19 protein-coding genes and 1 tRNA gene are annotated in these 22,603 nt (G+C 47.4%); 9 read left to right on the top strand and 11 right to left on the bottom strand.

All coding sequences use genetic code 11. The annotated features are described in order from the left end of the window. Nucleotides 1-98: 98 nt before the first annotated feature. Both ACNA7P_RS01425 and ACNA7P_RS01420 read left to right on the top strand, forming a co-directional pair. Entirely contained in the window at nucleotides 99-1,091 is a 993-nt protein-coding gene (locus ACNA7P_RS01425; RefSeq protein ID WP_416256817.1) for an FKBP-type peptidyl-prolyl cis-trans isomerase, read from the top strand. Between the two features lie 215 nt (nucleotides 1,092-1,306). Next, nucleotides 1,307-3,874: an acylase gene (locus ACNA7P_RS01420; protein WP_416256816.1), complete on the top strand. Its 2,568-nt coding sequence runs from the start codon at nucleotides 1,307-1,309 to the stop codon at nucleotides 3,872-3,874. A gap of 74 nt (nucleotides 3,875-3,948) precedes the next feature. On the opposite strand, the gene rsd is transcribed toward ACNA7P_RS01420, so the two are convergent. After that, entirely contained in the window at nucleotides 3,949-4,431 is a 483-nt protein-coding gene (gene rsd / locus ACNA7P_RS01415; protein WP_416256815.1) for a sigma D regulator, read from the bottom strand. A 161-nt stretch (nucleotides 4,432-4,592) separates the two neighbouring features. On the opposite strand from rsd, the gene nudC reads away from it, so the two are divergent. From nudC to ACNA7P_RS01395, 4 genes are all read left to right on the top strand, one after another. Next, nucleotides 4,593-5,420 (top strand): NAD(+) diphosphatase, encoded by an 828-nt coding sequence (gene nudC / locus ACNA7P_RS01410; RefSeq protein WP_416256814.1) that lies wholly within the window; start codon nucleotides 4,593-4,595, stop codon nucleotides 5,418-5,420. Between the two features lie 37 nt (nucleotides 5,421-5,457). After that, a complete protein-coding gene (gene hemE / locus ACNA7P_RS01405) occupies nucleotides 5,458-6,525 on the top strand; it encodes a uroporphyrinogen decarboxylase (RefSeq protein WP_416256813.1) in 1,068 nt (355 codons plus the stop codon). A gap of 113 nt (nucleotides 6,526-6,638) precedes the next feature. Further along, the gene (locus tag ACNA7P_RS01400; protein WP_416256812.1) at nucleotides 6,639-7,691 is read left to right on the top strand and encodes an efflux RND transporter periplasmic adaptor subunit; all 1,053 of its coding nucleotides are present in this window, start codon (nucleotides 6,639-6,641) and stop codon (nucleotides 7,689-7,691) included. Nucleotides 7,692-7,714: 23 nt separating this feature from the next. Then, nucleotides 7,715-10,876 carry an efflux RND transporter permease subunit gene (locus tag ACNA7P_RS01395; RefSeq protein ID WP_416256811.1) on the top strand — a complete coding sequence of 1,054 codons (3,162 nt, stop codon included), beginning with the start codon at nucleotides 7,715-7,717 and terminating at the stop codon, nucleotides 10,874-10,876. Nucleotide 10,877: 1 nt separating this feature from the next. Here the strand turns inward: ACNA7P_RS01395 and ACNA7P_RS01390 are convergent, their stop codons facing one another. From ACNA7P_RS01390 to rsgA, 3 genes are read right to left on the bottom strand one after another with little or no spacing between them, the layout of a single operon-like run. Continuing rightward, nucleotides 10,878-11,597 (bottom strand): glycerophosphodiester phosphodiesterase, encoded by a 720-nt coding sequence (locus tag ACNA7P_RS01390; RefSeq protein WP_416256810.1) that lies wholly within the window; start codon nucleotides 11,595-11,597, stop codon nucleotides 10,878-10,880. A gap of 15 nt (nucleotides 11,598-11,612) precedes the next feature. After that, the gene (gene asd, locus ACNA7P_RS01385; protein ID WP_416256809.1) at nucleotides 11,613-12,524 is read right to left on the bottom strand and encodes an archaetidylserine decarboxylase; all 912 of its coding nucleotides are present in this window, start codon (nucleotides 12,522-12,524) and stop codon (nucleotides 11,613-11,615) included. Between the two features lie 9 nt (nucleotides 12,525-12,533). Further along, nucleotides 12,534-13,553 (bottom strand): small ribosomal subunit biogenesis GTPase RsgA, encoded by a 1,020-nt coding sequence (rsgA, locus tag ACNA7P_RS01380; RefSeq protein WP_416256808.1) that lies wholly within the window; start codon nucleotides 13,551-13,553, stop codon nucleotides 12,534-12,536. A 128-nt stretch (nucleotides 13,554-13,681) separates the two neighbouring features. On the opposite strand from rsgA, the gene orn reads away from it, so the two are divergent. The 3 genes from orn (at nucleotide 13,682) to maoP (ending at nucleotide 15,006) form a co-directional block, all read left to right on the top strand. Next, a complete protein-coding gene (orn, locus tag ACNA7P_RS01375; RefSeq protein WP_416256807.1) occupies nucleotides 13,682-14,239 on the top strand; it encodes an oligoribonuclease in 558 nt (185 codons plus the stop codon). Nucleotides 14,240-14,332: 93 nt separating this feature from the next. Then, nucleotides 14,333-14,407, top strand: a tRNA-Gly gene (locus ACNA7P_RS01370). Between the two features lie 230 nt (nucleotides 14,408-14,637). Continuing rightward, complete coding sequence (maoP, locus tag ACNA7P_RS01365) at nucleotides 14,638-15,006, top strand: DUF413 domain-containing protein (protein ID WP_416256806.1); 369 nt, start codon at nucleotides 14,638-14,640, stop codon at nucleotides 15,004-15,006. A 59-nt stretch (nucleotides 15,007-15,065) separates the two neighbouring features. Here the strand turns inward: maoP and purD are convergent, their stop codons facing one another. From purD to prmA, 7 genes are all read right to left on the bottom strand, one after another. Then, entirely contained in the window at nucleotides 15,066-16,352 is a 1,287-nt protein-coding gene (gene purD, locus ACNA7P_RS01360; RefSeq protein ID WP_416256805.1) for a phosphoribosylamine--glycine ligase, read from the bottom strand. An 8-nt stretch (nucleotides 16,353-16,360) separates the two neighbouring features. Next, entirely contained in the window at nucleotides 16,361-17,227 is an 867-nt protein-coding gene (locus ACNA7P_RS01355) for a class I SAM-dependent methyltransferase (protein ID WP_416256804.1), read from the bottom strand. A 115-nt stretch (nucleotides 17,228-17,342) separates the two neighbouring features. Further along, entirely contained in the window at nucleotides 17,343-18,914 is a 1,572-nt protein-coding gene (gene purH, locus ACNA7P_RS01350) for a bifunctional phosphoribosylaminoimidazolecarboxamide formyltransferase/IMP cyclohydrolase (RefSeq protein WP_416256803.1), read from the bottom strand. Between the two features lie 159 nt (nucleotides 18,915-19,073). Then, entirely contained in the window at nucleotides 19,074-19,895 is an 822-nt protein-coding gene (locus ACNA7P_RS01345; protein ID WP_416256802.1) for a DsbC family protein, read from the bottom strand. 222 nt (nucleotides 19,896-20,117) lie between these two features. Beyond that, entirely contained in the window at nucleotides 20,118-20,414 is a 297-nt protein-coding gene (gene fis, locus ACNA7P_RS01340) for a DNA-binding transcriptional regulator Fis (RefSeq protein ID WP_007419918.1), read from the bottom strand. Between the two features lie 10 nt (nucleotides 20,415-20,424). After that, nucleotides 20,425-21,408, bottom strand: a complete 984-nt coding sequence (gene dusB / locus ACNA7P_RS01335) for a tRNA dihydrouridine synthase DusB (RefSeq protein WP_416256801.1) — start codon at nucleotides 21,406-21,408, stop codon at nucleotides 20,425-20,427. A 248-nt stretch (nucleotides 21,409-21,656) separates the two neighbouring features. Continuing rightward, nucleotides 21,657-22,538 carry a 50S ribosomal protein L11 methyltransferase gene (gene prmA / locus ACNA7P_RS01330; protein ID WP_416256800.1) on the bottom strand — a complete coding sequence of 294 codons (882 nt, stop codon included), beginning with the start codon at nucleotides 22,536-22,538 and terminating at the stop codon, nucleotides 21,657-21,659. Nucleotides 22,539-22,603 lie beyond the last annotated feature (65 nt).

Here is a 22,603-nt window from a genome sequence, read left to right as displayed (position 1 = left end):
TATGTTAACGCACACAATGATCTTGAAATTGGGGTAGCACCGTTTTGGTATTATCCTAACGCGTTCAGCGTTGAACCTACATGATAGCGGAGAAATTCATGAAGTTAATGATTAAATTCTTGTCGGTGGCGTTTATGGCCGTAGTTTTAGTAGCCTGTGGTGGCCATGCACCGGGAGAAGTAAATCTAAATGATGAAACAGATTTGCGTTCATACGCTGTGGGTGCCGCTTCTTTGCGGGAAGCTCGTCAGTTAATTGACAACGTTTTAGAGCAATATCCAGACCTTGATGATGCGGACAAGCAAGAAGCAATGATTGTGGGCTTCTTAGATTTGTTGCATTTGCAACCGCGTGCCGAAGTAGAGCGCTTTGAATATGAGCTTACTGCCCGCGGTATCACTGCAGATGATATGTTGGTTGGTTTGCCGCCTATCGAAGAGTTTACTCTTGCAGAAGACGATGAAGTGAGCGAAATGCTATATACCTTAGGTGCGTATATGGCTGTGCAAGTGCTTACCGTAGACGATTACTTAGGCGATTATGGCAAAGGCTTAAGCGGCGCTGCCGTGGTAGCTGGTTTCTCAGATTCAGTTCGTGGTGAAAGCCGCTTGAATGATGACGAAATTGATGAGCAGTGGGAAATAATCCGTGACATCCTAACTCAGCCTGCACCGGGCGAAGTACCTGGCGCTGATAATTTAAGCATTGGTGAAGCGTTTCAAGAACAGAATGCAGCCCGCGACGGTGTAGTTGTTACCGATAGTGGTTTACAGTACGAAGTAATTCGCGAAGGCGATGGTGAGCGTCCTGAAGCTACTGATAACGTAATGGTTCACTATGAAGGCTCGCTGGTTACCGGTGAAGTATTCGATAGCTCTTATGAGCGTGGTGAGCCAATTAGCTTTCCACTGAATCGAGTAATTTCTGGCTGGACCGAAGGTTTGCAGTTAATGCAAGTTGGCGCTAAATACCGTTTTGTAATTCCAGCAAATTTAGCATACGGCGCTACCGAGCGAGCAAATGGTGTAATTCAACCTTATTCAACGTTGATTTTTGAGGTTGAATTGTTGGATATTAACCCAGCAGAGTAAGATTCTAGCCGGCTATCGCGAAGCTCCAGCTCTTTAGCGCCGTGCCGTTGTAGAGTTTGTTATAAATTTTTACAAAAAGGCTTCCAATTTGGAAGCCTTTGCTTTTTTAGAAGATTACTAAGTGGTTTGACCTTTCCTTAGTTGCCGTTAATACTCGAAGGGTCTGTTTTAATCCGCAGGCTGCCAACGAGAGCGAGAATAATAAGGAATGCATAATGAAAACTCACGTACCCACTTCACTACGGCCGCTGCAGCTCGGCGCATTAGCGCTAGCATGCTCGGTAGCATTAGCTGGCTGTTTTGGTTCTTCATCAACGAGCCCAACAGTATTCACAGAAACGAATCCGCCAACCGGAACGCCGCCGCCACCATATCCACCGGCAACGTCTAATTATCAATTTCCAGAAGTAACGGTGTATGCTCCAGGTGAAGTATCAGCAGAAATTCGCCGAACCGATTTTGGTGTACCGCATATTACTTCCGATAGCCTTGAAGGCATTGCCTTTGGAACCGCATTCGCATTTGCAGAAGATAATATTTGTGTTTTAGCAGATCAAATTGTGCGCTTTAACTCGCAACGATCTGCGTATTTTGGCCCTGATGCCGTGTTAGGTTCGGGCGATAGTGGCAACGTAATTAACGATTTTACTTACAAAGCGCTTGGCATCCGTGCTTTAGCCGAACAAAACATTGGTAACTTGAGCACTCATAGCCAGGCTTTATTGCAGGGTTACGCTGCAGGTTACAATCATTACCTTAGTGAAACGGGTGTAGAAAACATAGCCCCGCCTTGTGCTGGCATGCCGTGGGTACGCGATATTACTGATGTAGATATGCTTACCTATGCACTTGGTGTTGCCTTACTGCCAGGTGCAGCCAACTTCTTACAACCATTATTTATTGGTGTGCCGCCGGGCGAAAATTTCCAACCTACGCCAGTTGCCGGCGCAACCGCACTGAATAGTTCGTTTACCGCGCAATCCGTAACTATGCCAGAAGTAAACCCTTCAGAGTTAGGCTCAAATGGTTGGGCGCTCGGTAGTGATGTTACCGCCAGTGGCAACGGTATGTTGTTGGCAAACCCGCACTTCCCCCACGTTGGTAACCAACGTTTTTGGCGCTTCGGTATCGAAATTCCGGGCGAAATGAAAGTTGTAGGTGGTTCACTCTCGGGTATGCCGGGTGTTGTGAATATTGGTTACAACGAAAACATTGCCTGGACCCACACCTTCTCTACCGCTGAGCGCTTCATTGTGTATCAGTTGGAATTAGATACCAGTGATGCGTCTGGGCTTACTTACTTAGTAGATGGTGAACCACACCAAATTCAGCCCGAAACCTATCAAATTCAGGTGGCTACTGGGCCGGGTAGCGCGATTACATTGGAGAAAACTTTTTATCACAGCTCGTTTGGCCCAATGCTGACCATTCCTGGTGCGTTTGAATGGGGAGCCGATTTAGTAGGTACTACTTCAGCTTTTGCATTGCATGATGCGAACCTACCAAACTGGGATATTTTAGACCACTGGTTAGGCTTAAATCTTGCTTCTGATATTGATGAAGTAGAATCAGTGTTTGGTAAATACACGGGTTTGATTTTCAATAACGCGATGGTGGCTGATAAACACGGTGATGTATTCTTCACGGATGGTTCATCTGTGCCTGATTTGCGCCCTGAAGCCTTACAAACAATTCGTACCAGTTTACCGTTGCTGGCCATTCGTGGCCAAGCACCATTTACTTTAGTGCCCGGGAATAGCGATATCTTCCGGCCGCTTGGTAAAGTACCGCACCAACGCGCGCCAAGATTACGCCGCAGTGATTTCGTGCAAAACTCGAATGATAGTTTCTGGTTAACCAACCCGGAAGCACCGATCATGAGTAATGAGAATGCGGATCTATTGTTGTTCGGGCCGGTGAATAATCAGCAAACCTTACGTTCACGTATGGGTCAGAAGAAACTAACGGAAATCGCTTCAGTTTCACTTACTGAGCTTGAGGAAACTTTGTTTAGCAATCGTGCGTTCCTAGGTGAAGAGCTGTTAGCCGATCTTCTTTCTGCATGCTCATCCCAAGGCGCCGCACCAGTGCTAGTTGGTGAAGCCGAGGTAAGCATTGTACAAGCCTGTGCTGCGTTAGCAATGTGGGATGGCCGCATGGACAAAGCTAGTGTAGGTGCAATGGTGTTCCGTGAATTTGCGGAGAAATTTAGCCGCAACCCTACGTGGGCTATTCCTTATACAGTGCAGCAACCACTCACTACCCCTTCAGGTTTAGGCAGTAATCAGCAAGCGGTGCAATTGTTAGCCCAAGCGGTACAAACAATAGATCAAGCCGGGCTTGATATCATGGCGCCGCTAGGCGATGTGCAATTTGTTGAGCGTAGCTTACCCAATGGAGTTGCTAGTGGTAATCGCCTGCCATGGGGTGGCGCAAATAACATTGAAGGTGGCTTCAATGTGTTTCGTTCCCAAGGTGCGGAAGATGGCACATTGTTGCCACGCCATCGTTATCCTTCGTTGCCGGGCACTCAGCTTTCAGAAGAGGGATATCACATTACGAGTGGCTCGAGCTGGATGTTTGTGATGGAGTTTACTGAAGATGGGCCAGTTGGCCGCGGGTTACTTACTTATTCGCAGTCTTCAGATATTCGTTCGCCACATTACATTGATCAAACTGAGTTGTATTCAGATATGCCGCAGTTGGCGCCGATATGGTTCCAGCGTGCCGATATTGAAGCGAATACTATTTCGATTCGCACGGTAGGGGCAGCAGAAGAATAAATAATGCTGTAGATGCGAAAACGAGAAGCGAAAACGGCTGCCCAATTGGCAGCCGTTTTTTAAGTACGTTTTATCTATTGTGGTGCGCCTAACACCTCATGTGCGGCAAGAAGCGCAATAAGCTTATCTTCCAGCTCCAAACGATTTTGCAAAGCCTCGCCAAGTGCAGATATATCGGTGATAAAGCTTGGTAGTTCATCGGTATCCAATACTTCGGCGTAGCTATCATGGAAACTTAATGCAATCTCGGTAGTATCAGCGATGAGCGGGTAAACTTGATTCGCAAACGAAAGAGTAGATTGATTGTGGGCGCTGGCTTCCTCAAGGATGTGATCGTACAGTTCAAAATGGCCTGCAGATGCGTAATCGATGAGAATTTCACAGAACTCGCGAATCTCGGCTGCAGCGGGTAGCTGCTCAGAGTTTTGTTGATACGGAGGCAATCCGGCTATTTTACAATAGCGCACAAGTAAATCTTGGCGCTCATCAAGCCAGCGATCTAATGCTTGGTGCAACCCCGCCCATTGTTCCTTTGCTGCTGTGTTCCGGCGTAACATGCGAACTCCTTGATTGCCCTCAGCCTTTGCCGAGGCAATACCACTGTACTGCGAGTGTAGAATCAAAATCAATAGTATTTACAGCATTTAGATCAAGTAACGGGCTTTTCACTGATCTTATTTAAGGTAAACTGCGAAGCGAAGTTAACTGCGGAGGTATCATGATTCAACCGGATATTGTGCCAGAACCGAACGAGCAAGTGTGGTGGTTTATTGTTTCTGGCAATCAAATGTTGCTAGCCGAACAGCCAGAAGAGGCTGCGCTACCATTTTTGGATGCAACCAAAGTGCCAGGAGCAAACACCGAGTACACTGCCAAAATTGGTACCTACCGTGATGCACCAGCGTTTATGTTAATGCAAGATTCCCCGGCTATGGTGCTACCAGGATATCATTGGCAGCCGTTGCGGAATTCCATGGCAATGGGCGATGCGGATCTTTTTGCATTAGGCGGCCGTGCTTGCCAAATTCAGCACTTTTTGGGCACGCATCGTTTTTGTGGGCGTTGCGGCAGCCATACGGTGCAAAGCCGCGATGAGCTGGCGGTAGTTTGCCCTGAATGCGAATTCACCTGTTATCCACGCATTTCTCCGTGCATTATTGTGGCTATTTATCGCGATACAGGGAGTAGTCCCGAATTACTGCTCGCCCGCGGGGTTAGGCATCCGGAAGGTATGTTTTCGGTGCTGGCTGGTTTTGTGGAAAGTGGTGAATCATTAGAGCAATGCTTGCACCGTGAAGTATTTGAAGAAGCGGGAGTTTTAGTAACGGATGTGCGCTATGTTACCAGCCAAATTTGGCCCTTCCCGCATTCGCTGATGGCGGGATTTATCGCGCGCTATGCCGGTGGTGATTTGGTGTTAGAGCCAACAGAGCTTTTAGAAGGCGGTTGGTTTGCGCTAGATCAGCTTCCACGTACACCACCATCGGGTACAATCGCTGCCAAGTTAATCGCAACGGTAAAAGCTGAAGTTAACGCTAGCTCCTGATAGAATTACCGCATTGAAATCGAGGAAAACTGAAACTATGTCGCAAGAATTGAAAAACGATCGCTATTTACGCGCTTTACTCCGCCAACCGGTAGACCGCACACCTATTTGGATGATGCGTCAAGCAGGCCGTTATTTGCCAGAGTATCGCGAAGTGCGTGGGCAAGCTGGCGATTTTATGAGCCTTTGTAGAAATGCAGAACTAGCCTGTGAAGTAACCCTGCAACCATTGCGCCGCTTTCCCTTGGATGCTGCAATTCTATTTTCAGATATCCTTACTATTCCTGATGCAATGGGGCTTGGTTTGTATTTCGAACAAGGCGAGGGGCCACGCTTTAAGAATCCAATTCGTGATGCTCAAGCGGTTGCTAAATTACCAGTGCCAGATCCTGAAGATGAGCTTGGCTATGTAATGAAAGCGGTAAGTACGATTCGTAAAGCATTGAATGGCGATGTGCCACTTATTGGTTTCTCCGGTAGCCCGTGGACATTGGCAACCTACATGGTGGAAGGTGGCAGTACCAAGAACTTTTCTATCGTAAAAGCGATGATGTATCGGGAACCAGAAGTGATGCACCAGCTGTTAGATAAGCTTGCGCAATCGGTAACCTCATATTTAAATGCGCAGATTGCCAATGGTGCGCAATCGGTAATGATTTTTGATACTTGGGGTGGTGTGTTATCACCACGTGATTATGAAGAGTTTTCACTGCGTTACATGGCGCAAATTGTTGATGGTCTTACTCGTGAAAACGAGGGAAGAAAAGTGCCGGTAACCTTGTTTACCAAAGGTGGTGGCCAGTGGCTTGATATCATGGCGGCTACCGGTTGTGATGCTCTAGGCGTAGATTGGACCACGGACTTAGCCACAGCCCGAGCGAAAGTAGGCGATAAAGTTGCCTTGCAAGGTAATATGGACCCAAGCGTACTGTATGCAAGCCCAGAGCGTATTCGCGATGAAGTTGAAATTATTTTATCGAGCTATGGCAAAGGCGCTGGTCATGTGTTCAACCTAGGCCATGGCATTCACCCAGAAGTGAATCCAGATCACGCGGGTGCCTTTATTAACGCAGTACATGAGCTAAGCCCGAAATACCATAAGTGATCGTTTTTGCGACCAATTCCGATATATAAGCGTTGAAGGCGCCCGAGAGCATGGCGCCTTTGCGTTACAATGCACGTATATAGTTGTATTGATATCGAAATGCTGGGAGCATTATGGCTAAGCGATTTTTTTTCACCCCACTTACTGTTGTTGTTGTAGTTGTTGCTGCAATTGTTGGCTATTTATACTTTTCTGAAGAAGAGCAAGCGGGTGGCCAGCGTGGCCCGCAAACAGCCAATGTAGTTGGCGACACTGCTCGGATTATGGAATTCCGTGATGTGATTGAGGGCTTGGGAACCTCACAAGCGCGTGAATCAGTAGATATCATGGCGCGGGTTTCGCAAAGTATTCGAGAAATATACTTTCGTGATGGCGAAGATGTAGAGAAAGGGCAGTTGCTAGTTACCCTGCAAGATCGCGAAGAAGTTGCGCGAGTGCAAGAGCTTGAATTCCGTTTAGCGGATACACGTAGGCAACTAGAGCGCTTACGCGATTTGGCGCGCGAAAATGCCGCATCGCGCAGCATGATCGATGAACAAGAAGTACGAGTTGAACAAACCGCCGCCGAGCTTGAAGTGGCGCGTTCGCGCCTAGAAGAACTTACTATTCACGCTCCCTTTGCTGGCCGCCTTGGTATCCGCCAAGTGAGCCCGGGCCAATTAGTACGCCCAGGTGATGTGATTACCACACTTGATGATATTTCCCCAATTTATGTAGATTTCTCCGTTCCAGAACTGTATCTGCCAAGTTTAGCTGCAGGGCAACGCGTTGCGGCAATTTCAGCAGCATACCCAGGCCGTGAATTTGATGGTGAAATTGTTAGTGTAGCCTCACGTGTTAATCCGGTAACCCGCTCTATTATGGTGCGGGCTGCGATTGCCAATGATAATCACGAATTACGCCCAGGTATGTTGTTACGCGTACAATTGGAGCGCAGTGTAGACCACACCTTAATGATTCCAGAAGCTGCGGTAATTCCGATACGTAATGAACAATTCGTGTACCGCGTGGAAGATGACCGAGCAGTGCGCACTGTAGTTACCATTGGCCGCCGTTTACCAGGCTGGGTAGAAATTACCGGCGGTATCAGTGAAGGCGATATGATCATTGTTGAAGGTACCATTCGTGTTCGCGATGGTTTGCCCGTTAACGTGAATTTGCGCTAATTAGAGAATCGGAGCGGTAGCCCATGTTTTTATCAGATGCCTCAGTAAAGCGCCCGGTTTTCGCCACGGTAATCAACGTGCTGTTGATTATTTTTGGGGTGGTTGCTTTCACCTCGTTACCATTGCGCGAATACCCAAATATTGAACCGCCGGTAGTTTCGGTAAACACCAATTATCCGGGTGCCAACGCCGAGATTATTGAATCCCAAATCACTCAAGTAATTGAAGAACGAATTAGCGGTATTGATGGTATTAAAACCATTACTTCTCGTAGCCGTGAAGGCAGCTCACGTATTACCATCGAATTCGAGGGCAATCGTGATATTGATTCTGCTGCCAATGATGTTCGAGAACGGGTACAGCGGGTAATCCGTAGCCTTCCTGAGCAAGTTTTACCACCGGAGGTTACCAAAGCCAATGCCGATGAAGATACGGTAGTTTGGTATAACCTGCGCAGTGAAAATATGACCACCTTAGAGCTCACGGATTTTGCCAATCGCTATCTGGTGGATCGGCTCTCGGTGGTGGATGGGGTAGCCCGCGTGAATATTGGGGGAGAGCGCCGCTATGCCATGAAGTTGTGGCTTGATAGAAATGCAATGGCTGCGCGTGGTATTACTGTTACCGATATTGAAAATCGCCTCCGTGCAGAGAATGTAGAGCTACCAGCCGGTAACATTGAATCTCGCGACCGTGAATTTTCAGTGCGAGTTTCCCGTAGCTATTTATCCCCTGCCGATTTCGCCAACTTAAGTATCGTATCGGGTTCTGATGGTTATTTAGTTCGTTTAGGCGAGGTGGCTCGGGTTTCACTTGAAGCTGAAGATGATCGCTCGGAATTCCGTGGTAATGGTATCAATATGATTGGTTTAGGGATAATCCGCCAATCCGATGCCAATACGCTTGATGTAGTGGACAACGTGAACCGAGAAGTGGAGCGCATGCGTGCCACATTACCGGCCAGTATGATCTTAGTGCCAAGCTATGATTCCTCCATATTTATTCGTGATTCTGTAAAAGAAGTGTACAACACCTTATTTATTGCGATGGCGATGGTGGTGATTGTTATCTACCTGTTCTTGGGGAATTTACGGGTAACGCTAATTCCGGCCATTACTGTTCCAGTGGCATTGCTAGCATCCTACATTGTGCTCTACGCTATGGGCTTCTCCATCAACTTACTTACGCTGCTGGCTCTGGTACTCGCCATCGGGCTGGTGGTAGATGATTCGATTGTTGTACTAGAGAATATTTATCGGCGCGTGGAAGCGGGCGATCCACCATTGCTTGCTGCCTATCGAGGCGCTCGCGAGGTAGGGTTTGCCGTTGTGGCCACCACCTTAGTATTAATCTCCGTATTCGTGCCCCTAGTATTTTTGGAGGGCAACATTGGTCAACTGTTTACTGAATTCGCCATAGCCCTCGCGGCTGCGGTGGCCTTCTCAAGTATCACAGCACTTACACTTTCGCCAATGTTGTGCTCGAAAATCTTGAAAAAGAAAGAGAAATCGACAGGTTTTAGCGCGTTTGTAGACCGTAACTTTAAGAAATTAGAAGTACGCTATGAAAATGTGGTGAAAAAAACGATTACCATCCCAAGTATGGCGTTTGCATTGGTGATTCTTTCTGCCGCAGCTGCGTATTTATTGCTTGATCGGATTGGCCAAGAGTTTGTGCCACCAGAAGATCGCGGTAACTTCTTTGTTTCTGTGCGTGCCGCGGAAGGCGCCAGTATTGAATCCAATTTGCGTAACATGGATAAGGTAGAGCAGGTGCTATTACCTTACCTTGATGAAGGTAAAATTGACCGATTGATCGTGCGTACCCCTGGCTGGGGCACTAGTGCTGGTATTGCTATAGTAGGTACAATTCCTTTTAGTGAGCGCGATTGGAGCTCGTTTGAGTTAATGGCGGAAGTACGGGAAAAGTTAGCAGAAATTCCGGATGTAGTTGCCTTTGCTAATATGCGCAGTGGTATTCGCGGCGGTGGTGGATCACGGCCTATCGAGTTTGTGCTGCAAGGCAATACGTATGAAGAACTTGCCCGTTATCGGGATATCGTGATTGAGAAAGCGTCAGAAAACTCTGGTTTCTTGTCGTTAGATAGCGATTATGATGAAACCGTGCCTCAGCTATCCGTACAAATCAACCAAGAGCGCGCGGCTGATTTAGGCGTTTCGATTGGTGATATTGGCCGTACGCTCGAAAGTATGTTGGGCCAACGTCGAGTTACGCGTTATCAAGACCGCGGTGAAGAATATAACGTGATCTTAGAAGGCGAGCGGGATGATTATCGCACACCACAAGCTATTGATAACATCTATGTTCGCTCTCAACGAACTGGCGAACTGGTGCCGATGTCGAACTTGGTAACGGTTACTGAAGGCGCAACTGCCCGCCAGTTGAACCGCTATAACCGGATGCGTGCTGTTACCATTACCAGTGATTTAGCGGATGGCTACTCGTTAGGTGAGGCGCTAACGTACTTAGAAAATATTGTTGCTGAACACTTACCAGATGATGTGATGATTGATTACAAAGGCCAATCGTTGTTGTATCAGGAGGGCGGGAGCACCATTATCTTTATCTTCGCCTTGGCTTTGGCAATTACCTTCTTGGTACTCGCGGCTCAGTTTGAAAGTTTTGTGCATCCGTTTGTGATTATCTTAACGGTACCACTGGCTGTGTTTGGAGCAACGGCAGGGCTTTATCTTACCGGGCAAACTATCAATATCTATAGCCAGATAGGTATCGTGATGTTGATTGGTTTAGCAGCGAAAAATGGTATTTTAATTGTTGAGTTTGCGAACCAACTGCGCGATGCGGGTATGCGCTTTGAAGATGCACTTGCACGTGCTTCGCGCTTACGTTTGCGGCCAATTATTATGACCGCATTCACAACGCTAATGAGTGCTTTACCACTGGTGTTGGCTTCAGGCCCAGGGGCAGAAAACCGATTTGTAATTGGTATCGTAATCTTCTCGGGTGTTGCCTTCTCGGCATTCATGACCATTTTCTTAGTGCCCGCGTTATACATGGGCTTAGCGAAGAATACTGGCTCACCGAAACAATTAGCACGTGAGCTTGAGAAGCTAGAAGCGGAATACCCAGATCGCCGTGGTGAAGTAGATGAAGTAGCGGAAGCGATACAGGAAACCCAAGAGCCTGAACCGAAAGGCGCTTGAGTTAAATGTTATAGGGGGATTGGTTACTCAATCCCGCTATTATATTGCGGCTATTTTGCGGGTGGTTGGTGAAAATACCATCCACCCCGTACTCTTGCATCAAGCGAATATCTTCAGGTTCATCTACCGTGTAAACAAACACCTGTAATCCTCGGTTATGCGCGTCATCGATAAATTCTTGGCTAACAAAGCCCACGTCTATATGTACCGACCAGGCGTGGAGTTCTTCCGCAAAAGCAGCTAACCGTAACGGTGAGCCTGCGGTTAACGCCCCAATTCGAAGTTGAGAATTACGTGTTTTTAGCGTATTCAACCACTGATGGTTGAACGACGATACGATGATATTTTCGAACTGAAAGGAATACTCATCGATAGCATGCTGAACATGGTTGAGTAATAACTCGAGGCTTACTGGGCTTTTTATTTCAATATTTAGCATACAGCGGCCCCGAACCAGCGCGAGAACTTCACGCAGAGTAGGGATAGGCTGTTGGTTAAAAACTTTGAGTGCCGCCACCTGCGTTTTCGTGAGATCAATAAAGCGGCCTGGTTGCGCTGCTAATCGCCGCAAGTAGCGATCGTGAAACACAAAAATTTCATCTTCAACCTGCATGATATCAATTTCGATCCCATCAGCATGGGTATCGAGCGCACGTTTGAATGCTGCAATGGTATTCTCGGGGGCTTCTAGGCTAGCACCCCGGTGCGCGATAATGAGCATGCTATCTCCTTCGCTTTACTCTGCAACCTTGGTGTTGCTATTCGTAGTGCTTGGTTGCTGGCCTTTTAGCTCACCAAATACCGAGCCCATGCGGGTAACCACGCCAGGTGCAAGGCTTTCGGTAAACTCAACCATGTTCTCTGGGAATACCAGTACTACAGTTGAACCTAACTTGAAGCGGCCCATTTCGGCACCTATATCAAGTTCAATTTTATTCAGGCCTGCGTTTGGATACTCCCACGTATGCACGCATGGCCCGGTAGGCGGTGTAACGGTGCCAGCCCAAACCGTTTCGATGCTGGCCACAATGGTAGCGCCTACTAGCACCATTGCAAATGGGCCATTGGCACTATCAAATACTGCCACTACGCGCTCATTACGGGCAAATAGATTAGGTACATTATCCGCAGTAAAAGGATTCACTGAAAATAAATCGCCAGGCACATAAATCATTTGCCGAAGGGTGCCTGTTAATGGCATATGAATCCGATGATAATCGCGAGGTGCTAAGTAGATCGTTGCAAAGGTACCGTTATGGAACTCTTGCGCCAAGGCCTTATCGCCACCCAGTAGGGCTTGCATGCTGTAATCATGGTTTTTCGCTTGTACTATGCTATCACCTTGAATAGGCCCAAGCTGGCTAACCGTGCCATCAACAGGATGCGCTAGCTGGCCTTCGTTCGCTAGTAATGGCCGTGCATCGGCTTTAAGCTCGCGGGTGAAAAATGCATTAAAGGTTGGGTATTGGCGAAAATCAGGCTCTGCCGCCTCACTCATATCTACGTTGTAACGATTCACAAACCACTGGGTAAATGTGCGAGTGAACCAACCGGCTTCGGCACTGGCAAACTTACCCATAGCGCGCGACATGAAGTGCTTTGGGGCAATGTACTGTAAAGCGATTTTTAGGCGATCAAAGTTAGCCACAGTGGCTCCTTAATTCTGGTCTAGCGATTGAATAATGCGATGATAATTGTCGAGGCGGCCCGCGTCTAGTTTCCCTTCCGCTACGGCGGCTTGTAACGCACAGCCAGGGTCGGTTAGGTGCTTGCAATCGCGAAATTTACAGCCGCCGAGAAAAGGGCGGAAATCTTTGAAACAATAGGTAACGCGATCGGCATCGATATGCCACAAACCAAACTCACGAATACCTGGGGAATCGATGAGTGCTCCGCCATTCAGCAGTGGATACCAGCGCGCCACGGTAGTGGTGTGTTGGCCAAGCCCTGAGTTATTCGAGAGAGCGCCAATCGCCAAGCTTACTTCGGGGAGTGCAGCTTGCACTAGCGACGATTTGCCCACGCCAGATTGGCCTACCAATACCGATACTTTTCCTTGAAAGGCGTTGCGCAGCGCTTCAATACCTTCATTCGTGGTAGCGCTAGCGTGAAACACTGGATAGCCCATAGCTTCATAAACTGATAAACGCTGGGCAATAAATGCAGCTTCATCAGCAGCAATGAGATCGGTTTTATTCATAACGATAATTGGCTCGATGCCTGCATCTTCGCAGGCCACCAAATAGCGATCGATAATCTGGTCGGAAAACGCGGGTTGTGGGCTTGATACAATAAATATTTGCTCTACGTTGGCAGCAATAGGTTTAATGCCATCATATTGATCCGGCCGGCATAACACGGAAGCTCGTTCTTCTACTGCTTCAACGATACCACCCAAACCTTTTTCATTTACAGGAGCCCGCCGCCACGCCACAAAATCACCAGTAACTAAGCCAGCTACAGTACGGCGAATGTTACAGCGGAAAATGTCACCTTCGGCATCAATAATATCAGCGTGCTGACCAAATCGGCTAACTACGCGGCCAGTTTCCAAGTTGCCAAGTTGATCATCTAACCACTCAGTATCTTGTTGAATCTGCCGTTTTGCTAAGCGCTTTTCTTGGTTTACTTTTACTCGGCGCAGTTGCCCTTTGGTTAATTTCGCTCGTTTTGCCAATCTAAGTTCCGCTGTTGTTTGCGTTGATAGCTGCATGATAGCAAATACTAGCCAATACAGTTATAGGAAGTTAACCATTTCCGTTGCCTGCGTGGTAGCATTATGGCAATGGAACAAGGAGATAAACAATGAGTGAGAATGCTGGGCGTTTAATTTGGATTGATTTAGAAATGACAGGCTTAAGCCCTGAAGAAGATGTCATTATTGAGATTGCTACCATTGTTACCGATGACGAGTTAAATATTCTTGCTGAAGGCCCGGTAATTGCTGTTCATCAAAGCGATGAACGCATGCAAGGCATGGATGCGTGGAATACCAAAACCCATGGTGAATCCGGGCTCACCAAACGTGTTAAAGAAAGCTCGCATCGTGAAGCCGAAGCAGAAGCGGCTACGATAGAGTTTTTGGCGCAACATGTTGCTGCAGGTGCATCGCCTATGTGCGGTAACAGTATTTGCCAAGATCGTCGTTTTCTCGCCCGTTATATGCCGAATTTAGAGGCCTTTTTCCATTATCGAAATCTTGATGTAAGCACGGTTAAAGAGCTTGCAAAACGCTGGCAGCCAAATATTTTGGCGGGCTTCCAAAAGCATAATAAGCATGAAGCTTTAGCTGATATTATCGAATCAATTGAAGAATTGCGTTATTACCGTGAACATTTTTTCATCGAACAGGCAAAATCTTAAATAAAGGGGGTTGCATTACCCCCTAGATTCAGTAAAATGCGCTCCGCAGTAGCGATACAGCAAGTGCTTCTTGTAGTACTAAAGTAACAAAAAGCGGGAATAGCTCAGTGGTAGAGCACAACCTTGCCAAGGTTGGGGTCGCGAGTTCGAATCTCGTTTCCCGCTCCAAATATAGAAAAGCAGCCTTTATGGCTGCTTTTTGCTTTTCTACGTTGGTGGTTATGGCTAGAGGTTATGGCCAGTGGCTATGCCAGTAATTAATCTAGCGCCTAAAGCAAGGATAATTACTGAAATCGTTCGAAAAAGATTGACAAAGCTATTTTTCACCTCTATATCGTCAACTAAATGCGGCAGCACGCTGCCTTCTGTAACAAAGTTGTCTGAATGGTGGAAATGATATGGCGACTACAACCCGTGAAACTTTGCTTCGGAAACCGTTTAACGATTTTCGGAATTACCCTTATGGTTTTGCACGCTCTGGGGATTTCTCAATACGCGAGAGCGATGCATTGTTGCATTATGGCTGCTTAATTAATGCGATGTTGGTTGGTGATTTCTCACCAAAAACCGCAGAAGATAAAGCACTATTGGCGGTTGCGCGTGGCGAAAAAGAAGCTGAAACCGCTGTAGAGAAAGCGTGGGCTAAATATCAAGCACGCATTAATCGACCCAAGGTAGGCAGTATGTACGGCCGTTCCAAAGTGGTAGATGATGGTGAATTTGGTAGTAGCAGCACCACTGAAGATGATTTGGTGGTAGAAGATTAAACAATGGCTCCCTTGGGAGCCATTGTTGTTACTACGCTTGTTTTGCTAACCGCGAGCGATTATTTGTTCTGCTCGCGCGTAATGGCGCGATGGGCGATATCGGTGCGGAAATATGCATTGTTCCAATGAATGGCATGTACAAGCTCGTAAGCGCGTTGTTGCGCTTCGGTAACGTTGTTACCTAATGCGGTACAGCACAGCACTCTACCACCGGCAGTAACCACCTTACCATCTGCTAACTGTGTGCCTGCATGGAAGGTTTTACTATCTTCCGTAGCTGGCAGTATGCCGGTGATCTCATCACCCTTGTTATAGCTATCAGGATAGCCACCTGCTGCCATAACTACACCAACTGCGGCTCTGGTATCAAATTCTATTGGCGTAGCGCCTAAACGGCCCGCAAGCGCATCTAAGCACAGTTCCACTAGATCAGAATGCAACCGCAACATAATGGGTTGAGTTTCAGGGTCGCCAAAGCGGCAATTGTATTCTAATACCTTGGCGCTGCCGTTTGGAGCGATCATTAGGCCCGCATATAAAAAGCCTACGTAGGTGTTGCCTTCGGCACGCATGCCATCTACGGTTGGTTGCATAACATTGGCCATTACCCAATCATTTACCGCTTGAGTAACTACAGGAGCTGGTGAGTACGCGCCCATGCCACCGGTATTCGGGCCTTTATCATTATTATCACGGGCTTTATGATCTTGGCTGGATGCAAATGGCAAAATCGTATCGCCATCTACCATGGCAATAAAGCTCGCTTCTTCACCAACTAAGAATTCCTCCACCACCACGCGGCTGCCAGCCTCACCAAACTTATTACCGGCGAGCATATCTTCAATCGCGGCATCTGCTTGCTCGAGGCTTTCAGCGATAATTACGCCTTTGCCGGCAGCTAAACCATCGGCTTTAATTACAATGGGTAGCGAATTGGCGCGAACATAGGCTTTTGCCGGTTCGATTTCCGTAAAGTTCGCATAGGCTGCCGTAGGAATATTGTGGCGCGCCAAAAAATCTTTGCAGAATGCTTTCGAGCCTTCCAATTGTGCAGCACCCTTGGTTGGGCCAAAAATCGCTAAACCATGAGCTTGAAAGGTATTTACAACACCTTTCACTAGTGGCGCCTCCGGCCCTACAATAGTGAGGTCAATTTTTTCTTGTTGCGCGAACGCAAGCAAGGCATCGATATCCTCAACATCAATGGCAATATTGGTTACCATTTTTTCGGCCGCAGTTCCTGCGTTGCCAGGGGCTACAAATACATGCTCTACACGGGTAGATTGGGCCGCCTTCCATGCCAAGGCATGCTCGCGGCCGCCACCACCAATAATCAAAACTTTCATGGTTTCACTCATTCACTCGTTGCGGGTTTAATAAACTTTAAAGTGAAGCGATCACTTTCACCAATACTCTCATAGTACTCGCGATTTTCATCACCTAAGCGCAAGCTCGGCGGTAATGTCCATACACCACGAGGATGATCAGCTGTATCTAGTGGGTTAGCGTTCACTTCGCTGCTATCCGCTAACACGAAGCCTGCCTGTTCAGCGTAGTGCACTACCAGGCTTTGTTTGATATAGCCGGATGTTTGCATATCTTCATCGGCGCGCTCTTCAGGTAAGCGATGATCCACTACACCAAGCACACCACCCGGCTTCAGGGCTGTATAGAAGGTAGCAAATGCGCCTGCTAATCCCTCGTCGCTATCGCCCATATACCAGTTATGTACATTGCGGAAAGTGAGTACTACATCTGCTGTTCCAGCTGGTGCAATGGCGCTTTGTTCTGTAGGTGCAAACTCGGTAAGAATTACATTCGCAAAAAGGGCATCGGAAGCGATGCGATCCTTATAGCGGTTGCGCGAGTTTACGTATCCTTCACGAGTTTCCGATGCAGGAAAATGTGCCGCATAAAACTGACCTTCAGCATGTAGGTACGGCGCCAAGATCTCACTATACCAGCCACCGCCTGGCCAAATTTCTACTACGGTCATGTTCGGCTCTACACCAAAGAACGTAAGCGTTTCTACTGGATTACGAAATTGATCACGTTGCTTGTTCGCGGGGGTTCGCGAAGGGTTATCTAAGATGCTAGTTAAGCTGTGCTCGGCTGCTACTTCGGCTTCGGCTACTGTTGCCTCTTGTTGTACAGCCGGTTGGCAGGCAACCAATGCGAAACTAAGTAATAGGGTACTGCTGCAAAAAATGGAACGTTTCATAAGAAGAACCTCTATAAGTGTTTGCTTATCCTAGTAGCCCAAATGCAGAGGGGCAATGTTTATGCCCCTCACATTGATATTTAATTACGCATTCATAGTGCCAATCTTGTTCTCTTTAATGGCGGAAATGGCGCATGCCAGTGAACACCATGGCAATACCATGTTCGTTCGCAGCGGCAATAATTTCCTCATCGCGAATGGAACCACCCGGCTGAATAATGGCTTTAATACCAGCCTCGGCTGCGGCATCGATGGCATCACGGAATGGGAAAAATGCATCAGATGCCATTACCGACCCTGCCACTTCTAATCCTTCATCATGGGCCTTTAATGCGGCCACTTTGCCACTGTATACGCGGCTCATTTGGCCTGCGCCCACACCAATGGTCATGCCATCTTTGGCATACACAATGGCGTTTGATTTCACATAACGCACTACCTTCCAAGCAAACAGCAAATCATTTAATTGAGCGCTATCAGGCTTGTTATCGGTTACTATTTGCAATTCACTTTCAGGCACTACCGCGTGGTCAATATCTTGCACTAATAAGCCGCCTTGCACCCGCTTAAAATCAAGTTGTGCGGTACGCTCAGCAAAGGCTTCCGTTACCAATAAACGCACGTTCTTTTTCGCAGCTACAATGGTTTGTGCTTTCTTACTGGCGCCTGGCGCAATAATTACCTCTACAAATTGGCGCGTAATAATGGCATGTGCTGTGGCTTCATCCAGTGGTTCGTTAAAGGCAATAATGCCACCAAAAGCAGAAGTAGGATCGGTTTTATAAGCGCGTTCATAAGCTTCCAAAATGGAGCTGCCAACAGCAACGCCACATGGGTTTGCGTGCTTCACGATCACACAAGCAGGTGAGGTAAATGATTTCACGCATTCAAGAGCAGCATCGGTATCAGCAATGTTGTTAAATGAAAGCTCTTTGCCTTGCAGTTGCGTAGATGATGCAACACTGGCTTCATGATGGCTTGGATCTACATAAAACGCAGCACTTTGATGGCTATTTTCGCCATAGCGTAAGTTTTGCTTTTTCTCGAGTTGAAAATTTAAAGTGCGCGGGAAGCGCTCGGGCTGGTCATGGCTATGTAGGCGTTGGCCAAAATAGTTGGCAATCATGCCATCGTAAGCAGCTGTATGCTCGAACGCGGCTACCGCTAAATCGAAACGAGTAGTATTAGTAACACCATCAAACTCGGCTAATTCACCTAGTACACGATCATAATCATGGGCGTTTACGATAATGGTTACATCATTATGGTTTTTCGCCGCGGCTCTTACCATGGTTGGGCCGCCGATATCGATGTTCTCTACAGCATCGGTAAAGCTACAGCCTGGCTTTTTCACCGTTTCTGCGAATGGGTATAAGTTAACAGCCACTAAATCGATGCCGCCAATATCTTGTTCGGCCATCACAGCCTGATCTTGATCCCGGCGAGCAAGAATTCCGCCATGAATTTTAGGGTGTAAGGTTTTTACGCGGCCATCCATGATTTCTTTCTGGCCGGTGTAATTGGCTACTTCAATTACTGGAATACCCGCTTCTTCAAGAAGCTTGGCAGTGCCGCCGGTGGAGAGAATTTCAACACCGCGCTGGTGCAACGCACTGGCGAAATCAACAATACCGGTTTTATCGGAAACACTTAACAACGCACGATGAATAGGGCGGATCTGGCTCATGGTCAGTTCTCGTTTTTTACTAGCTTGAGAGGGAAATTACCTTTGCGGCACAGGTTTTTACAGGTGCGGAAAAGATAATCAAGGCGCGGTTGCGTATTATACGGGAAAAGCGGCCAGATGCGAATCTCTGGCCGCGGGGTTTTTTGCTGCTAGTGGCTATTAATTTGCGCTACGCATCTGTTGAATAATTGCTTCTGCACTATTAAACCCGGCAATAACACCACCGGTAGATTTAATAATAAATGGGGTGCCAGAAATTCCGATACGTTGGCCCATTGCGTAGCCTTCAGCTACGGCGCTGGTGCATGCGCTGGTATCACCAACTAGGGCGTAGTGTTCTGTGCTAGCGCCAGTTTTGAAATCATGCATCGCTTGGGCAGAGTTGTCGGCGCATGTAATTTGTAATAATTGTTGATAATCCCTACCGCCTCCAAGGCCACTGCGCGGATAAGGGATATATTCTATAGTTACGCCCGCAGCTGCCAACTGTTTTTGTTGCTCGTGTAAGCGTTGGCAATAAGGGCAAGTTGGATCGGTAAACACCCAGATTGTGCCGAGCTCGGGAACGTTCTCGTTAGCTGGAAAGCTAACCAAAATGTTAGGGCTAATTGAGCCTATTTCCTGAATTGCTAAATCGGCAATCTGTTGGTTTCGGTACTCGCCAGATAGGTTGGTAATCGTTGCGAGGGCGAATAAATCACCCACTATGGCATAATCACCCTCGGCCGTAACCACCATGCCTTGGCCAGCAAGAGATATTTCATAAAAACCGGGAAAGCCAAAGGAACTTAAATCGCGCATAAAACGGATAGAGCTATTAGTAAATTGCGGATTTTGTTGCCGCACCCGCTCAACCAACTGATCAGGGTTGATGTCTCCGGCTGCGGATTGTGTTGGCGTACCGGCATTGTTCGGCAGCAACTGCCATACCAGCCCGCCAGCGAGTAGGGCGCCAATTAAAAAGGCAATTACAGTTTTCATAACCATCCTATTTGTGAATTAAATACTAGAGATGCACTTTAACCGAGCGCGTAGGAGATGGCAAAGCGTATACTGTGTTTACTCATAAATAGCGGGTAATGCAGTAATCGTTTATCCGCCTAGCACCAACAAAAAAGCCAACTCTAAGAGTTGGCTTTGGCAACACACGCCATTGCTTGTGTATTCACAGTAACCACAACAGTGATTAGTGTATTGGCAATCTTAGTTCATGCCGTATTTTTTTAATTTTTTCCGTAAGGTGCCACGGTTAATGCCTAGCATGGTAGCTGCGCGAGTTTGGTTACCGCGGGTATAGGTCATTACTTCTTCAAGCAAAGGTGCTTCAACTTCTGCTAATACTAATTCATAAAGATCATCTGGATCTTGGCCGTCAAGTTGCTTGAGGAAGTTATTTAGCGCCTGCTTTACCGAATTCCGCAATGGCTTCGGGTTAGAATTTTGGCCAATGGTAGTCAAAGGCGTGGTTACTGCATCACGATTTCCGTTTTGGTCAAACATAATAGCGCTCTTATCTCTCGTTAAAGTTAACAAAATACTCTTCAAGTGCAGCAAGTTGTGCTTCAGCTGATTCTAACGCATTAAAACTGCGGCGGAACTGTTCTGAGCCTGGAGCTTGCTGCAAATTCCCTTGCATATACCAGCTAATGTGCTTACGAGCGATTCGCATACCGCGATGCTCGCCGTGTAATTCATGTAGCTGGCGCAAATGCCGATTCATTACTTGGGCTATTTCAGTGCCAGTAGGCGGCGCAAGCTGCTTCCCGGTTTTGAGGTAGTGCACGATTTCTCGGAATATCCAAGGATTTCCTTGAGCGCCGCGCCCTACCATCACTGCGTCGGCAGCGGTGTATTCGAGTACTTCCCGTGCTTTCTGGGGAGAAGTAATATCACCATTGGCAATTACCGGAATGTTTATCGCATTCTTAATTGCAGCAATGGTGTCGTATTCCGCATTGCCTTTATACATACAAGCGCGAGTTCGCCCATGCACGGCTAACGCTTGAATGCCCGCTTGTTCTGCAATTTTCGCAATGGTTACGCCATTACGATGGTTCGGGGCCCAGCCCGTTCTTATTTTCAATGTAACCGGCACATTTACGGCCGCAACTACACTGTGCAGAATTCGCGTTACTAACTCAGGATCTTGTAACAGCGCCGAGCCAGCTAGCTTTTTATTTACCTTTTTCGCTGGGCAACCCATGTTGATATCAATGATTTGAGCACCTTCAGCAACATTATGCTGAGCGGCCAAAGCCATTAATTCTGGATCGGAACCGGCAATTTGCACTGAGCGAATGCCCGGTTCATCGCGATGCACCATTCTCGCCTTCGATTTTTCGGTATTCCACACTCTCGGATTACTCGAAAGCATCTCCGAAACGGCCATACCGGCCCCTAACTCCACGCACAAGCGACGAAATGGCAAATCCGTAACACCCGCCATTGGAGCAAGTAACACATTATTCGAAAGTTGATAGGAGCCAATCCGCATCGGTTATTTTCTGTTCAGCGAAAGGGGAGAGAATTTTAGGGAATTTCAGCTAGAAAGGAAAGGCGATAAAGTAATCAAAAGTACATAAAATTGCAATTTTTGCTCTTGACTTTATCGCCGCTGAAATGCTGATTGTGTTTATTTGTTAAACAAATGTAGTGAACACTGGGCTTTGTTGGTGAATTTAATGAGCCGCAGCGGATTCAGCTCAGCTTAGCGGTGGCGCAAAATGCGGAAAATCTGCGCCCTCACGATACTCGTGTGCCGTTTAAAAAACACCAATCTCCGCTTTCACGCACTGGGGCGAACTCAATTATTGGCCGGTATGCGGCCATAACATCTTCGGCTTGGCGCAATAGAATTCCCGACATGGCAATACTCCCTCCCACCTTTAAGTAGCTAAGGATTACTGGGGCGAGTTCTTGCAATGGCCCGGCAAGGATGTTCGCTACCACTAAATCCACTGCTACATTTGGCGCGTTTTCGGGTAAATATACTGAGAATTGTTCAGCAACAGCATTCAATTCGGCATTTTCTAGTGTGGCTTTTAGTGCTTGCTGATCAATATCGGTACCAATGCAACTGGCGGCGCCGAGCTTTAATGCCGCAATGCCTAAAATGCCTGAGCCACAGCCGAAATCAACGGTGCTCTTTCCGGCTAAATCTTGCTCGGCTAGCCACTGTAAACAAAGCGCTGTAGTTGGGTGAGTTCCGGTACCAAAGGCCATGCCAGGATCGAGTAAAATATTCGCCGCATCGGCAACGGGAGGCTGATGCCATGAAGGTACCACCCACAAGTTGTTACCAAAATCGATGGGCTTAAAGTTATCCATCCATTCGCGTTCCCAATCTTTATCTTCCAGCTGATCGGTTTTGTAGCGCAAGGGTTTAGCTAAGAAACTTACCTTTTGTAAATTCTTAATAATTGGTGCCATATCGGTTTCAGCAGGATACAACCCGGTAACTTGAGTAAGCTCCCACAGCGGCACTTCACCTGGCGCGGGTTCAAAAATGGGGGCATCTTTAGCATCGCGGTAGGTTACCGCTTGGGCTTTATTTGCCATCAGAATATCACCAAGTTGGCGGCCGTAATCTTGCTTCGTGGTAAGGGTTATTTGAATCCAAGGCATAACATTCTCTTTACTGGGCGATATGAACAAGCAATGGGTTTTACCGCATTACAGGAAACAAAAAA

Source organism: Aliidiomarina sp., from assembly GCF_047920995.1.
Classification (GTDB): domain Bacteria; phylum Pseudomonadota; class Gammaproteobacteria; order Enterobacterales; family Alteromonadaceae; genus Aliidiomarina.
Note: the sequence above shows the minus strand (reverse complement) of the source record. Positions and strands in the feature narration are given on the sequence as shown.